This is a genomic window from Dactylosporangium sp. CA-233914 (assembly GCF_050942935.1).
GTDB lineage: Bacteria > Actinomycetota > Actinomycetes > Mycobacteriales > Micromonosporaceae > Dactylosporangium.
This window is the reverse complement of sequence record NZ_CP192030.1, coordinates 3,587,018-3,600,838: the sequence shown is the minus strand read 5'-3', so window position 1 is coordinate 3,600,838 and position 13,821 is coordinate 3,587,018. Positions and strand designations below refer to the sequence as shown.

Genomic DNA, 13,821 nt, shown 5'->3' with positions numbered 1-13,821 from the left:
TCGGCTCCTAACGGCTGGCGGTGGGGACGGTATCCGGGGCGTCCGTGGACGCGTAGTCGAACGTGACCTCGCCCCAGGTGGCGAGGGCGGCGTCGAGCGCAGGGCAGCGCTGGGCCGCGGCGCGCAGGATGGCGGTACCTTCCCGGAGCAGGTCGCGTCCCTCGTTGCGGGCCTTGACGATCGCCTCCAGCGCCACCCGGTTCGCCTCGGCGCCGGCCGCGATGCCCATCGGATGACCGATCGTGCCGCCGCCGAACTGCAGGACGACGTCCTCGCCCAGCAGGTCGACGAGCTGATGCATCTGCCCCGCGTGGATACCTCCGGAGGCTACCGGCATCACTGCGGGCATGCTGGCCCAGTCCTGCTCGACGTAGATGCCGTTGGCGGGATTGGCCGGGACGTGGTCGAGGCGCAGCGTGTCGTAGAAGCCGCGGGTGGTCGCCGGGTCTCCTTCCAGCTTGCCCACCACGGTTCCGGCGTGGATGTGGTCGACCCCGATCAGCCGGCTCCACTTCGCGATGACCCGGAAGCTCACTCCGTGGGTCTTCTGCCGGGTGTACGTGGCGTGGCCGGCCCGGTGCAGGTGCAGCAGCACCCCGTTGCGGCGGGCCCAGGCGGCCATCGACTGCATGGCCGTGTATCCGACGGTCAGGTCGATCATGACGACGACGCTGCCCAGATCCTTGGCGAACTCGGCCCGCTCGTACATCTGCTCGACGGTCGCCGCGGTGACGTTGAGGTAGTGGCCCTTGATCTCACCGGTCTCCGCCATCGCCCGGTTCACGCCTTCCATGCAGTACAGGAATCGGTCGCGCCAACGCATGAACGGCTGCGAGTTGATGTTCTCGTCGTCCTTGGTGAAGTCGAGCCCGCCGCGGCACGCCTCGTAGACCACCCGGCCGTAGTTGCGCGCGGACAGCCCCAGTTTCGGCTTGATGGTGGCGCCCAGCAACGGACGGCCGTACTTGTTGAGCATTTCCCGCTCCATCACGATGCCGTGCGCCGGCCCCTGGAACGTCTTCACGTATGCCACCGGAATCCGCATGTCCTCCAGCCGCAGCGCCTTGAGCGGCTTGAAGCCGAACACGTTGCCGATGATGGACGAGGTCAGGTTGGCGATCGAACCCTCCTCGAACAGGTCGAGGTCGTACGCGATGTACACGAGGTATTCGCCGTCGCGGCCGGGCACCGGGTCCACCCGGTACGCCTTGGCCTGGTAGTGGTTGTGCGCGGTGAGCCGGTCGGTCCACACCACGGTCCAGGTCGCGGTCGAGGACTCGCCGGCGACGGCCGCGGCCGCCTCGATCGGGTCCACGCCGGGCTGCGGGGTCACCCGGAACACGGCGAGCACGTCGGTGTCCCGGGGAACGTAGTCAGCGTTGTAGTAGCCCATGCTCGCATAGCTGTGGACCCCGGGGTTCCACCGTTCCTCACTGGTCATGCGTTCGAGGGTGCCGGGCCGACACTCAACTCGTCCAGCGAGCTTTTGCTGTGCTTACTTGAGCATTTCCTTGTCTATCCTCGTACGGCATGACGCCCGTACGATTGCGAACCTTCCTGGCGGTGGTCGACTCCGGTTCGGCCCGGGCCGCTGCCCAGCGGCTGTCGGTCACCGAGTCTGCGGTGTCCGCCTCGCTGGCGGCACTGCGGCGCGAGGTGGGCGTCGTGCTGTTCGAGCGCGACGGGCGCGGCCTGCGGCTGACCGAGTCCGGTGAGGTGTTCGCCGGCTACGCCCGGCGCATCCTCGGGCTCATCGACGAGGGTGTGGCCGCGACCCGGCGGGGGCTGGCCGCGGAGCGCGGCCGGCTGCGCATCGGCGCCGTCACCACGGCCGGCGAGTCCCTCATCCCGGGCCTGCTCGCCTCGTTCCGGCAGCGGTATCCGGCGGTGGAGTTGACGCTCGACGTCGGCGTCCGCGACCGGATCTTCACGCTGCTGGCCGACCACCGGCTGGATGTGGTGATCGGCGGCCGTCCTGGACCGGGCATGATCACCCGTGCTACCCGGGCCAACTCGCTGGTGGTCGTGGCGGCGGCCGGGCTGCAGCCCGACCTGGCCACCGCGACCTGGCTGCTGCGTGAGGCGGGCTCGGGCACCCGGGAGGCGACCTTCGCGTTGCACCAGTCGTTGCAGATCCAGCCACCGCTGCTGACCCTCGGCTCGGTCGGCGCGGTGGTGTCGTCGGCGGCGCTGGGCCTGGGCGTCACGCTGGTGTCCGCCGATGCGGTCGAACAGCTCCTGAGCAGCGGCGCTCTGCAGCGGGTGCCGGCCCGGGGCATCCCGCTGCGGCGGCCGTGGCACGCGGTCACCTCCGCCGCCCCGACCGCCACCACCGAGCTGTTCCTGGCCCACCTGACCGATCCGCGCCATGCCGGTCGGCTGGCGTTTCGGGTGGCACGGGCTCACCCCCGGCTACGCCCCCGCGGGTGAGGCACGCCGGCCGGGCCTCCCTCTACCGTCGCTCCAGCCTCACCCGATGCCGCGGACGCGGCTGGACCGTTGGGAGCCCTCGTGTCCGATCTCATGGAAACCGCCGCCGGCCTGGTCGCGCCAGGCACCGGCATCCTCGCCGCCGACGAGAGCATCGCGACGATGTCGCGGCGGCTCGAACGCGCCGGTGTGGACGCCACGGTGGCGAACCGGCGCGACTACCGGGCACTGCTGCTGACCACGCCCGGCCTCGATCGGTGGATCTCCGGGATCATCCTCTGCGACGAGACGCTCGGACAACCCCTTGTGGACGGCACGCCCTTCCCGGTCGCCGCTCGCGAGCGCGGCATCCAGCCGGGGATCAAGGTGGACACCGGCGTCAGCCCGCTCCCCTTCACCGACGGGGTGACCGTCACCGAGGGACTGGACGGGTTGCGGGGGCGACTCGAGCGCTACCGTGCGCAGGGCGCCACCTTCGCGAAATGGCGGGCGGTCTTCAACGCCCGGATCTGCGCCACCCCCGGCGGCAGGTCGCCGAAGAACGGCAGCCGGCGCGGGATCCGGGCGAACGCCCACGGCCTGGCCCGATACGCGGCGCTGTGTCAGGAGGCCGGACTGGTGCCCATCGTCGAGCCCGAGGTCATCATGGACGGCGACCACCACATCGCGGTGTGCGAACGGGCCACGGCCAATGTGCTGGCCCAGGTGTTCGCCGAACTCGACCTGATGGGCGTGGACCTGCGGGCCATCGTACTCAAGCCGAACATGGTCGTCCCCGGGACCCACCACGAGACACCGGTCCCGCCGGCCGGGGTCGCCCGGCGCACGTTGCAGACCCTGCGTGCGCATGTCCCCGCGGCTGTGCCCGGCATCGCCTTCCTGTCCGGCGGGCAGCGCAACGACCATGCTTGCGCCAACCTTCAGTCGATCAACGAGCTTGCCGCCGAGGAGGCCGCACCGTGGCGCCTGACCTTCTCGTTCGGCCGGGCCCTCGTGGACGACGCCCTGGTCACCTGGCACGGCGATCCCGGCGCCACGGCCATCGCGCAAGCGGCCCTGGCCGCCAACTGCGCCCGTGCCGCAGCCGCGCACCGATACACGCCCGAGCCGTCGCCGGCGGTGCGTCCGTGACCGCCGGCATGCAACCGTCGCAGCCTGGGCGCATCACGCTGACCCGGCACACGATCGAGCAGGAGCACCGGCACCCCGGCTCGACCGGCGACTTCTCCGGGCTGCTCAACGCGATCTCCACCGCCGTGAAGATCATCGGTAACCAGGTCAACCGGGGCGGGCTCGCCGACCTGCACGGCGGCGCCGGCAGCGAGAACGTGCACGGCGAAGTACAGCAGCGCCTCGATCTCGTCAGCAACGAGGTGATGCTGGCCGAGACCCTGTGGGGCGGGCATCTGGCCGCGCTGGCGTCCGAGGAGATGCCCGACATCCTGCCGGTTCCCGCTCCGTACCGGCGGGGCAAGTACCTGCTGCTGTTCGACCCGCTCGACGGTTCGAGCAACATCGACGTCAACATCACGGTCGGCACCATCTTCTCCGTGCTGCGCGCCCCGGATTCGGGCGAGGAGCCCCGGCTCGAGGACTTCCTGCAGCCGGGTGTGACCCAGGTCTGCGCGGGGTTCGCCCTGTACGGGCCGGCCACCATGCTCGTGCTGACGACCGGCAACGGCGTGGACGGCTTCACCCTCGACCGCGACATCGGCGCCTTCGTGCTCACTCACCCGCGGATGCGGATACCGGAGCAGACCCACGAGTTCGCCATCAACGCCTCGAACGAGCGCTTCTGGGAGGATCCTGTGCGGCGGTACATCGCCGAATGCCTGGCCGGCCGGAGCGGGCCGCGCGGCCAGGACTTCAACATGCGCTGGGTCGCGTCGCTGGTGGCCGACGCGTATCGCATCCTGACCCGCGGCGGGGTGTTCCTCTACCCGGCCGACACCCGCAACGCCAACGGACAGGGGCGGCTGCGGCTCATGTACGAGTGCAACCCGATCGCGTTCCTCGTCGAGCAGGCCGGCGGGCTCGCCAGCACCGGCCGGGAGCGGGTGATGGACCTCGCCCCCACCGGGCTGCACCAGCGTGCGCCGCTGGTCTTCGGCTCCCGGGCCGAGGTCGAACGGATCGAGCGCTACCACCGGGAACCGGACGATCGCGGCTTCGACGGGTCGCTGTTCAACGTCCGGTCGATGTTCCGGGCCGGGCGCTGATGTCGGGCGCGTTCCCCGTCGTGGCCATCACCGGGTCGTCGGGCGCCGGCACGACGTCGGTGACCCGGACGTTCCAGCACATCTTCCGCCGGGAGGGGCTGAGCGCGGCGATCGTCGAAGGCGACTCGTTCCACCGCTACGACCGGACGGGGATGCGGCAGGCGATGACCGACGCCGCCGCATCCGGCAATCCTCACCTCTGCCACTTCGGGCCGGAGGCGAACCTGCTGCCGGAGCTGGAGGCGCTGTTCGCCGAGTACGGCCGCACCGGCTCCGGCAAGGTCCGACGATACCTGCACGACGAGGAGGAGGCCCACCCCTTCGGCCAGCCGCCGGGCACCTTCACGCCGTGGGAGGACATCCCGGCCGGCACGGACCTGCTGCTGTACGAAGGGCTGCACGGTGCGTTCGCGGACGCCGAGGTCGACGTGGCCCGCCACGCCGACCTGCGCATCGGCGTGGTGCCGATCATCAACCTGGAGTGGATACAGAAGCTGCATCGCGACCGGACCCAGCGCGGCTACTCGGGCGAGGCCATCATGGACACCATCCTGCGCCGCATGCCGGACTACGTGCACCACATCTGCCCGCAGTTCTCCCGGACCCACATCAACTTCCAGCGAGTGCCCACAGTAGACACTTCCAACCCGTTCGTCGCCCGGTTCATCCCGAGCGCCGACGAGAGCTTCGTGGTCATCCGCTTCGCCGACCCCCATGGCATCGACTTCCCGTACCTGCTGTCGATGCTGCACGACTCGTTCATGTCGCGGCCGAACATCATCGTCGCGCCCGGCGGCAAGATGGAGCTCGCGATGCAGCTCATCCTCACCCCGATGATCCTGCGCCTCATGGAACGGCGGGACCGCTCATGAACGGAGGTTCCGGGCTCGTGATCGTGCCCTCCATGCTCGCCGCCGACCAGTCCCGGCTCGGCGAGGAGTGCCGGGCGCTGGCCGCGGCCGGCGCCGACCGGGTGCAGTGGGACGTGATGGACGGGCGGTTCGTGCCCGCCATCACCGTCGGGCCGGACGTGGTGGCGGCCTGCCGGCGCGTGACCGACCTTCCGTTCGAGGCCCACCTCATGGTGGAGGATCCCGACGAGGCCGCACCGCACTTCGTCCGCGCCGGCTGCGATCTGGTGATCGTCCACGCCGAGGCCTGCCGTCACCTGCACCGGACGCTGACCGGCATCCGGAGCCTGGGTGCGCGCGCCGGTGTGGCGCTCAACCCGCACACTCCGGTCGACACGATCGCGCACGTCCTCGACTTGACGGACCTCGTCCTGGTGATGACCGTGAACCCCGGCTTCGGCGGGCAGGAGTACCTGCCGGCGATGGAACCCAAGATCGCGGCGGTACGCGCGGTCATCGACCGGCACGGCGCCCCGATCGAGTTGGAGGTCGACGGCGGCATCACCGACGTCACCATCCGGCGCGCGGCCGCAGCCGGGGCCGGCGTGTTCATCTCGGGCAGCTGGCTGTCGCGCCACCCGGCCGGGCGGGCGGCCGCCATCGCCGAGCTGCGCGCCGCCGCCCGGCAGTCGATCGGAGCCCGCGCATGACGAACCGGGGAGATACCGAACTGGACGACCTGGCGGTCGACACGATCCGGCTGCTCAGCGCCGACATGGTCGAGGCCGCCCGGTCCGGCCACCCAGGCATGCCCATGGGTTGCGCGGCGATGGCGTGGGCCCTGTGGTCGCGCCATCTGCGCCACGATCCCGGCCGCCCCGACTGGCCGGACCGGGACCGCTTCGTGCTCTCGGCCGGACACGGCTCCGCACTGCTGTACGCGCTGCTGCACCTGTTCGGCTACGACCTGCCGATGGCGCAGCTGCGCGCGTTCCGGCAACTGGGCTCGGCCACGCCGGGGCACCCCGAGTTCGGGCACACGGTGGGCGTCGAGACCACAACCGGGCCGCTGGGGCAGGGGTTCGCCAACGCGGTCGGCATGGCCCTGGCCGAACGCATGCTGCACGCGCGCTTCCCGGCCGCGGTGGACCACCGCACGTACGTCATCGTCGGCGACGGTTGCCTGATGGAGGGGATCAGCCATGAGGCGGCGTCGCTCGCCGGGCACCTCGGCCTGGGCCGGCTCGTGGTGCTCTACGACGACAACGACGTGACGATCGACGGCCCGGCGTCCCAGTCCTGCCGCGACGACGTACGGGCACGCTTCGCCGCGTACGGCTGGCACACCGCGGCCGTACCCGGCGGGAACGACGTCGCCGCGATCGACCGCGCGATCGGTGCGGCCCGGCTCGATCCCCGGCCCAGCCTCATCGCGGTGCGGACGGTCATCGGTTACGGCGCTCCCGGCGTCGCCGGGTCTGCGGCGGCCCACGGCAGCCCGCTCGGCCCGGAGGTCCTCGCGGCCACCCGCCGCCGGCTCGGCCGCTCCCCCGAACCGTTCCACGTGCCGTCCGCGGTGCGGGACCGCTGCCGGTCGTTGGCCGCGACGGGCGCCGCGCAACGGGCCGGCTGGGTAGCCCGGTTCGACGACTGGGCCCGGGCGAACCCCGTGGCGGCGGCGGAATGGCGCCGCTGCCAGGCCGGAGGACTGCCGACCACGGTGGACACCGCGCTCGCGGACCTGGCGACCGGTGGCCGGCTCGCCACCCGGCAGGCTTCGGCCCAGGCGCTCGCCGCGGCCGGGGCGGTGCTGCCGGAGCTGGTCGGCGGTTCGGCCGACCTCGCCGGGTCGACGGGCCTCGGCGCGCTGCCCGGCGCGGTGGTCGCCGCCGGCGACTACGGCGGGCGCCGGATCCACTTCGGCGTTCGCGAGCACGCGATGGCGGCCGCGCTCAACGGTATCGCGGCGCACGGCGGGCTGCGCCCGGTGGGCAGCACCTTCCTGGCGTTCAGCGACTACCTACGGCCCGCGCTGCGGCTCTGCGCCATGATGCGGTTGCCGGTCGTGCACGTGCTGACCCACGACTCGATCGCGGTGGGCGAGGATGGGCCGACGCACCAGCCCGTCGAGCACATCGAGTCGCTGCGGCTGATCCCCGGCCTGGCCGTGCTGCGGCCGGCGGACGATGCCGAGACCGCCGCCGCCTGGTACACCGCGTTGCGGCGTACCGACGGCCCGACCGCGCTCATCCTGTCCCGCCAGGGCCTGCCGGCGCTCGGCCCGGCCGAGGTCTCGTTCATCACCGAGCGCGGCGCGCGCATCGTCGGACCGCCGGTGGACGAGCCGGCCGTTACCATCCTCGCCACCGGATCCGAAGTGGCCTTGGCGGTGGCCGCCGCCGAGCGGCTCACCGCGTGCGGGCGGCCCACCCGGGTGGTGTCGGTGCCATGGCGGGAGCGCTTCGCCGACCTGTCCCCGGCCGAACAGGAGGCCTTGACCGGTCGACCGGCCCGCCTGGTCGCGGTCGAAGCCGGCGTGCCGACCGGATGGGCTGCCCACGTCGGCGCCGGCAACGTGCTCGGCCTCAGCCGGTTCGGCGTCTGCGGCCCCGGGGAGCAGGTGCTGGCTTCGCTCGGGTTCACCGTCGAGCTGCTGGTTGCCCTGGTCGAGCGCGCACCGGTCGCGGTAGCTGACGGCGGCGCCGATGCCTGACAAGCTGGTACGCATGTTGCGTTCGCGTCTGGCCGAGCCCGCCGGAGCCCGGCCGGTCATGCTCGCGCTCGGCGGCGACAGCGGCTCGGGCAAAACCACGCTCGCGGAAGGGCTGGTGGCTGCCATCGGGCCGCAACGGTGCACCTTCGTGTGCGTGGACGACTACCACCGCTACGACCGGGCCGAGCGGCGTGCGCTGGCGCTGACCGCGCTGCATCCCGAGGCCAACTACCTCGACATCATGGAGCAGCACCTGCAGATGTTGGCCACCGGGCAGCCCATTCTCAAACCGGTGTACGAGCACAGCACCGGCACCTTCGCCCGCCCGGCCTACGTGCAGCCACGCGAGTTCGTCATCGTGGAAGGGCTGTTCCCCTTGTACTCCAAGCTGTCCCGGGCGTGCTTCGACATCACCGTCTTCCTCGACCCGCCGGAGGAGGTCCGGCACCGTTGGAAGATCATCCGTGACACCACCAGTCGCGGCTACAGCGAGGACGAGGTGCGCCGTGAGCTCGCCCGGCGCGAGCCCGACTCGGCCGCGTACATCCGGCCGCAGCGCCGTTACGCCGACATCGTGGTGCGGTTCGCGCCGGCTGCCGACCGGGTCGACCCGCCGGGGACGCCGCTCGGTGCCGAACTGCTGCTGCGGCCCACCATCCAGCACCCGCCGCTCATCGACACCCTCATCGACGACGTCAACGCGGCCATGAACCTGAACATCATCCGCGACGACGACGGCACACCGGTCGACTGCCTGCGCGTGCACGGCCATGCCACGGCCGACGAGGCCCAGTTGCTGCAGAAGGCACTCTGGGACGGCGTCGCGGGCGGCCGGACGATGCCACGGGGGCTGGGGCGGCTCGGCGACGGCACCCGCAGCGCGCCGCTCGCGATCACCCAGGAACTGCTGCTGTTCCACCTCACGCAAGAGGTGTACCAGCGGTGAGCACGCGCCCGTCGCACCAGTTGCGCGCGGTGGTCTTCGACGTCGACGGCACCCTGGCCGAGACGGAGCGCGACGGCCATCGCCGCGCGTTCAACCTCGCCTTCCGCGACCACGGCCTGCCCTACGAATGGGGCGTGTCCGAATACGGCCGGCTGCTGGCCATCACCGGCGGCCGCCGCCGGCTGGAGGCATACCTCGCCGGGCGGGGTCACACCGACGCGGCCACGCTGGCGCGCTCCTTGCACGAGACGAAGACGACGCACTTCATCAGCTGGGTTCACACCGGGACGCTGAGGGCCCGGCCAGGCGTACACGAGCTGATGCGCGACCTGCGCGACCGCGAGGTCGCCGTCGCGGTGGCCACCACCGGCAGCCGGGCCTGGGTGACTGTCCTGCTCAAGCGCCTGTTCCAGGACATTGCGTTCACGGCGGTGGTCACCGCCGACGACGTGACGCGCCTCAAGCCGGACCCCGAGGCCTACCGGCAGGCCCTGGCCGCGCTCGGCGCCTCGCCCGAGGAAGCCCTGGCGGTGGAGGACTCCCCACCCGGCCTGGACGCCGCGGTCCGGGCGCACCTGCCGTGCCTCGTGGTCACCTCGGCATATCACCGCGGCGCGCAGTTCCCCGGCGCGGCCGCGGTCCTGCCGAGCTACCAGGCCATGGACCTGTTCGACGCGGCGGTGCCGGCCTACCTCCGCGGCGGTGTCACCGCGGAGGCGCTGCGGCGGCTGCGGGCGGCGGCCCGGTCCCGGTAGAGGCGTTCGTTCGTCATCGCGAGCCGGTCCACCGTGCGCTGCCGGAGCCGAGTCACATCGTCGCGGGTGAGCCGGTCGCACGCCCAGTCCCAATGCAGCGCCAGCCACTCGCCCGGCCGGGGATCGGCGACGAAACTCCAGCCGTTGATCCGGAACCGTACCTCGTGTTCGCGCTCGGGCAGCAGGTCGAGGCGCTCGCCGTCCCAGCCCAGCGGCTGACGCCGGATCACGATGTGGCCGTCCCGCACCCGCGTCACCTGGCCCCAGCTGATGCGGCACGAGTCCAGCACGTGCAGCGGCTGCTCGGGCGGCCCGGCCGGGAGCAGCCGGGACCACGGGTAGACGCCGAACACGTGGAAGCCGTGGTCCGGCGCCGCCTCCGGCAGGAGCGCCTCGTCGAGGTGGTGCCAGTAGTGCCCGGCCTGCGTGCCGAGGCGGTGCAGCAGGCGGGCGCCGAACTCGGCCGCCTCGACGCCCTCGGCGGGCGCACCCGTCCAGTACGCCCGCACCAGCCCCTCGTCGAGCGGATCGGTGCCCCCGGTCACCTCGGCCAGCAGCACCAGGTATGGCCAGACTCCCGAGAACCGGCGGGCGATCGCCTCGATGTCGCCGGCCGCGTGGCCGTTGGCGGCCAGCTCGAACAGGGCGCGTGCGTCAGCCGGTCCGCAGTAGCCGAGGTCGTTGGGCGGGAAGGCGTAGCGGGCGAACAACCGCTCGCCCTCGCGGCTCACGCGCCGGACCGGCCGACGAGCAGCGCCGTCTCGCGGTGCAGCCGGCCGAAGTTGTAGTACGCCGCGCAGGCGCCCTCCGGCGAGACCATGCAGGTGCCGATCGGCGTCTCCGGTGTGCACGCGGTGCCGAACACCTTGCACTCCCACGGCTTGATGACGCCCTTGAGCACCTCACCGCACTGGCACGCCTTCGGGTCGGCCACCCGCACCCCGGGCATGTCGTAGCGCAGTTCGGCGTCGAAGTCGGCGTAGCGCCGGCCGAGCTTGAGCGCCGACTGGGAAATGAAGCCCAGCCCTCGCCACTCGAAGTGCGGCCGCAGCTCGAACACGTCGGCCAGGAGCGCGAGCGCGGCCGGGTTGCCCTCGTCGGCCACCACCCGGGAGTACTGGTTCTCCACCTCGCAGCGGCCCTGCCGGATCTGGGTCAGCAGCATGTGTACGGCGGCGAGGATGTCCAGCGGCTCGAAGCCGGCCACGACGATCGGCTTGCCGTACACCTCCGGGACGAACCGGTAGGGCCGGTTGCCGACCACGGTGGACACGTGGCCCGGACCGATGAAGCCGGACAGCCGCAGGTCGGGCGAGTCGAGGATCGCCTTGATCGGCGGCACGATCGTGACGTGGTTGCAGAACACGGTGAAGTTGGTGACCCCGAGCTCACGGGCCCGCACGAGGGTGACGGCGGTGGACGGTGCCGTCGTCTCGAACCCGACGGCGAAGTAGACCACCTGCCGGTCCGGGTTGTCGACGGCGATGCGCAGGGCGTCGAGCGGTGAGTAGATGAAGCGCACGTCCGCGCCCCTGGCCTTGGTCTCGAGCAGGCTGCCGCGGCTGCCGGGCACCCGCATCATGTCACCGAAGGTGGTGAAGATGACGCCTGGCTGCTCGGCCAGCCACATCGCGTCGTCGACCCGGCCCATGGGGATCACACACACCGGGCAGCCCGGCCCGTGCACCAGCTCGACCGAGGGCGGCAGCAGGTACTCCAGGCCGTGCCGGTAGATGGTGTGCGTATGTCCCCCGCAGACCTCCATGAACTTGAACTCGTCGTCGCCGGCCAGCTCGGTGATGGACCTGACCAGCGCCCGGCCGGCGGCCGGGTCGCGAAACTCGTCGACGAACTTCATCTGGACTCCAGAGTGATCGCGGTGGAATCGAAGGCGGCGAGCTCGTCGTCGTACGCCTGGCCCATCTTGCGCATCGCCTCGATGGTCAGCGCGGCCTCACCTTCGTCGATCTTCGCCATGGCGAAACCGACGTGGACCAGCACCCAGTCCCCGGCGGCGACGTCCTGCTCGGCCAGCAGCCGCACGCTGATGGTGCGGCGGATGCCGTTCACGTCAACCTTCGCCAGGTACGCCCCGGGGTCGACGATCTCGACGATCTGGCCCGGAATCCCCAGACACATGGCAGACCTCCTCAGCAGATCCGGGGCAGCGGGTCACCCACGAGCATGTCCACGATGCGGCTGCCACCGAACGGGGTCCGCAGCGCCACGACGCCCTCGGGCTGCTCGGTGATCTCGCCGATCACGGCGGCGTGGCCGCCCAGCGGATCGGCACGCAGCGCGGCCACCGCCGCCTCCGCCTCGTCCGCCGGCACGACCGCCACGAACCTGCCCTCGTTGGCCACGTAGACCGGGTCGATGCCGAGGAGGTCACAGGCGCCCTGCACCAGCGGCGACACCGGCAGCAGCCGCTCGTCCAGGATCACCCCGACCCCGGCGTCGACCGCCAGCTCGTTGCAGACGGTACCGAGCCCGCCGCGGGTCGGGTCACGCAGCCAGCGGGTGTTGGGCGCCGCGGCCAGCAGGGCCTCCACCAATCCGTTCACCGGTGCGGTGTCCGACTCGATCTCGGCCTCGATGTCGAGGTCGCCCCGGGCCAGCAGCACGGCCATTCCGTGGTCGCCGAGGGTGCCGGAAAGCACCAGCCGGTCCCCCGGGCGGACCGCGGCCGCGCTGAGCTCCCGTCCGGCCGGAATGACGCCGACCCCGGCGGTCGTGATGTAGAGCCCGTCCGCGGCACCGGCCGGTACCACCTTGGTGTCGCCGGTGACCAGCCGTACCCCAGCCGCGCGGGCCGCGGCCGCCAGGTCGGCCACGATCTCGCGCAGCTCGACGATCGGGAAGCCTTCGGCGATGACGAACGCGCACGACAACCACTGCGGCACCGCGCCGCACATCGCGAGGTCGTTGACGGTGCCGTGCACGGCGAGGTGGCCGATCGAGCCACCCGGGAACCGCAGCGGTGACACCACGAACGAGTCCGTACTGAATGCCAGCCGTTCTCCGGACGGCAGGGTCAGCACCGCACCGTCGGCGAGCTGTTCCAGTTCGGGGCCGCGCAGTGCCTCGAGGAAGACGGCGTCGATCAGGGCGGCCGACGACTTGCCGCCGGCCCCGTGCGCCATCGTCACGACCTCGTCGACGAGCCGGGGCCGGCGCTTGCGGACGTTGGAGATCCGCTCGAGTACCTGCCCCTCCCTGTCCAATGTAGACTCAGCGGTCATTGGTGGACTCCTTTTCGGTCGGTCCGCCGGCGGCGGCAGCCCAGAGGTGATAGCCGAGCAGCGCCTGGCTTTCCTGGATACGGTGCACGCTCTGCGAGTCGATCACGAAGCAGTGCTCGACGTGCGGGCTGGCGGCCATGTCACCGCCTCCGTACCCGGCGAAGCCGATCGTGAGCAGCCCGCGGGCCCGGGCCTCGCGCAGCCCGGCCATCAGATCAGCGGAGCTGCCGCTGGTGGAGAACGCGACCGCGATGTCGTGGTGTCCGCAGTAGGCGGCGATCTGGCGGGAAAAGACCAGGTCGAAGCCGACGTCGTTGCCGAGCGCGGTGACCACCGCCTGGTCGGCCGCGAGGTTGATCGCCGGCAACGGCGAGCGGGTGAGCGGGTTGGTGAACAGGTCGGCGAAGGTTGCCGCGTCCGTCGAGCTGCCGCCGTTGCCGAACACGAGCAGCCGGCCGCCGTCGGCGAACCGCCGCGCCATCGCCGCGCCGGCCTGCGCGATCGACGTGGCGTTCGCGGCCAGCGTGCGCCGCTGCAGCGCCGCCGACTCGCGCGCCTTGGCCCGGGCGGACGCGGCCAGGTCGGCCAGCAGTGCGCCGGCGTCGCGCTCGTCACCGTTGAGGAACGGGTAGAGGAAACTCGTACCGCTCATGCGCCCTCCGCTT

At 71.7% G+C, this 13,821-nt stretch carries 14 protein-coding genes; 8 read left to right on the top strand and 6 right to left on the bottom strand.

Features of this window, described 5'->3' with window-relative positions:
- Nucleotides 1-7: 7 nt before the first annotated feature.
- A complete protein-coding gene (locus tag ACQPY0_RS16560) occupies nt 8-1,441 on the bottom strand; it encodes a form I ribulose bisphosphate carboxylase large subunit (RefSeq protein ID WP_432989666.1) in 1,434 nt (477 codons plus the stop codon).
- An 89-nt stretch (nt 1,442-1,530) separates the two neighbouring features.
- Between ACQPY0_RS16560 and ACQPY0_RS16555 the strand changes: the two genes are divergently transcribed.
- From ACQPY0_RS16555 to ACQPY0_RS16520, 8 genes are all read left to right on the top strand, one after another.
- On the top strand, nt 1,531-2,430 hold the full coding sequence (locus ACQPY0_RS16555) for a LysR family transcriptional regulator (RefSeq protein WP_432989664.1): 900 nt from the start codon (nt 1,531-1,533) through the stop codon (nt 2,428-2,430).
- An 81-nt stretch (nt 2,431-2,511) separates the two neighbouring features.
- Entirely contained in the window at nt 2,512-3,561 is a 1,050-nt protein-coding gene (locus ACQPY0_RS16550) for a class I fructose-bisphosphate aldolase (protein WP_432989662.1), read from the top strand.
- Nucleotides 3,558-4,649, top strand: coding sequence for a class 1 fructose-bisphosphatase (locus ACQPY0_RS16545; RefSeq protein WP_432989660.1), 1,092 nt, complete (start codon nt 3,558-3,560; stop codon nt 4,647-4,649). Before ACQPY0_RS16550 ends, ACQPY0_RS16545 begins: the two co-directional genes overlap by 4 nt.
- A gap of 20 nt (nt 4,650-4,669) precedes the next feature.
- Entirely contained in the window at nt 4,670-5,521 is an 852-nt protein-coding gene (locus tag ACQPY0_RS16540) for a phosphoribulokinase (RefSeq protein ID WP_432989658.1), read from the top strand.
- The gene (gene rpe, locus ACQPY0_RS16535) at nt 5,518-6,210 is read left to right on the top strand and encodes a ribulose-phosphate 3-epimerase (RefSeq protein ID WP_432989656.1); all 693 of its coding nucleotides are present in this window, start codon (nt 5,518-5,520) and stop codon (nt 6,208-6,210) included. Before ACQPY0_RS16540 ends, rpe begins: the two co-directional genes overlap by 4 nt.
- Entirely contained in the window at nt 6,207-8,213 is a 2,007-nt protein-coding gene (tkt, locus tag ACQPY0_RS16530) for a transketolase (RefSeq protein WP_432989654.1), read from the top strand. The genes rpe and tkt overlap by 4 nt, the downstream gene beginning before the upstream one ends.
- A gap of 13 nt (nt 8,214-8,226) precedes the next feature.
- Nucleotides 8,227-9,159 (top strand): phosphoribulokinase, encoded by a 933-nt coding sequence (locus ACQPY0_RS16525; RefSeq protein WP_432989652.1) that lies wholly within the window; start codon nt 8,227-8,229, stop codon nt 9,157-9,159.
- Entirely contained in the window at nt 9,156-9,914 is a 759-nt protein-coding gene (locus ACQPY0_RS16520) for an HAD family hydrolase (RefSeq protein ID WP_432989650.1), read from the top strand. Before ACQPY0_RS16525 ends, ACQPY0_RS16520 begins: the two co-directional genes overlap by 4 nt.
- Here the strand turns inward: ACQPY0_RS16520 and ACQPY0_RS16515 are convergent.
- Genes ACQPY0_RS16515 through ACQPY0_RS16495 form a run of 5 tightly spaced genes read right to left on the bottom strand, consistent with a single transcriptional unit; the run spans nt 9,848 to nt 13,808 of the window.
- Entirely contained in the window at nt 9,848-10,645 is a 798-nt protein-coding gene (locus tag ACQPY0_RS16515) for a DUF6390 family protein (RefSeq protein WP_432989648.1), read from the bottom strand. The genes ACQPY0_RS16520 and ACQPY0_RS16515 overlap by 67 nt on opposite strands.
- Nucleotides 10,642-11,772, bottom strand: a complete 1,131-nt coding sequence (gene hypD, locus ACQPY0_RS16510; RefSeq protein ID WP_432989646.1) for a hydrogenase formation protein HypD — start codon at nt 11,770-11,772, stop codon at nt 10,642-10,644. The genes ACQPY0_RS16515 and hypD overlap by 4 nt, the downstream gene beginning before the upstream one ends.
- The gene (locus tag ACQPY0_RS16505) at nt 11,769-12,053 is read right to left on the bottom strand and encodes a HypC/HybG/HupF family hydrogenase formation chaperone (protein WP_432989644.1); all 285 of its coding nucleotides are present in this window, start codon (nt 12,051-12,053) and stop codon (nt 11,769-11,771) included. The genes hypD and ACQPY0_RS16505 overlap by 4 nt, the downstream gene beginning before the upstream one ends.
- An 11-nt stretch (nt 12,054-12,064) precedes the next feature.
- The gene (gene hypE / locus ACQPY0_RS16500) at nt 12,065-13,156 is read right to left on the bottom strand and encodes a hydrogenase expression/formation protein HypE (protein ID WP_432989642.1); all 1,092 of its coding nucleotides are present in this window, start codon (nt 13,154-13,156) and stop codon (nt 12,065-12,067) included.
- On the bottom strand, nt 13,146-13,808 hold the full coding sequence (locus ACQPY0_RS16495) for a D-sedoheptulose-7-phosphate isomerase (protein ID WP_432989640.1): 663 nt from the start codon (nt 13,806-13,808) through the stop codon (nt 13,146-13,148). The genes hypE and ACQPY0_RS16495 overlap by 11 nt, the downstream gene beginning before the upstream one ends.
- Nucleotides 13,809-13,821 lie beyond the last annotated feature (13 nt).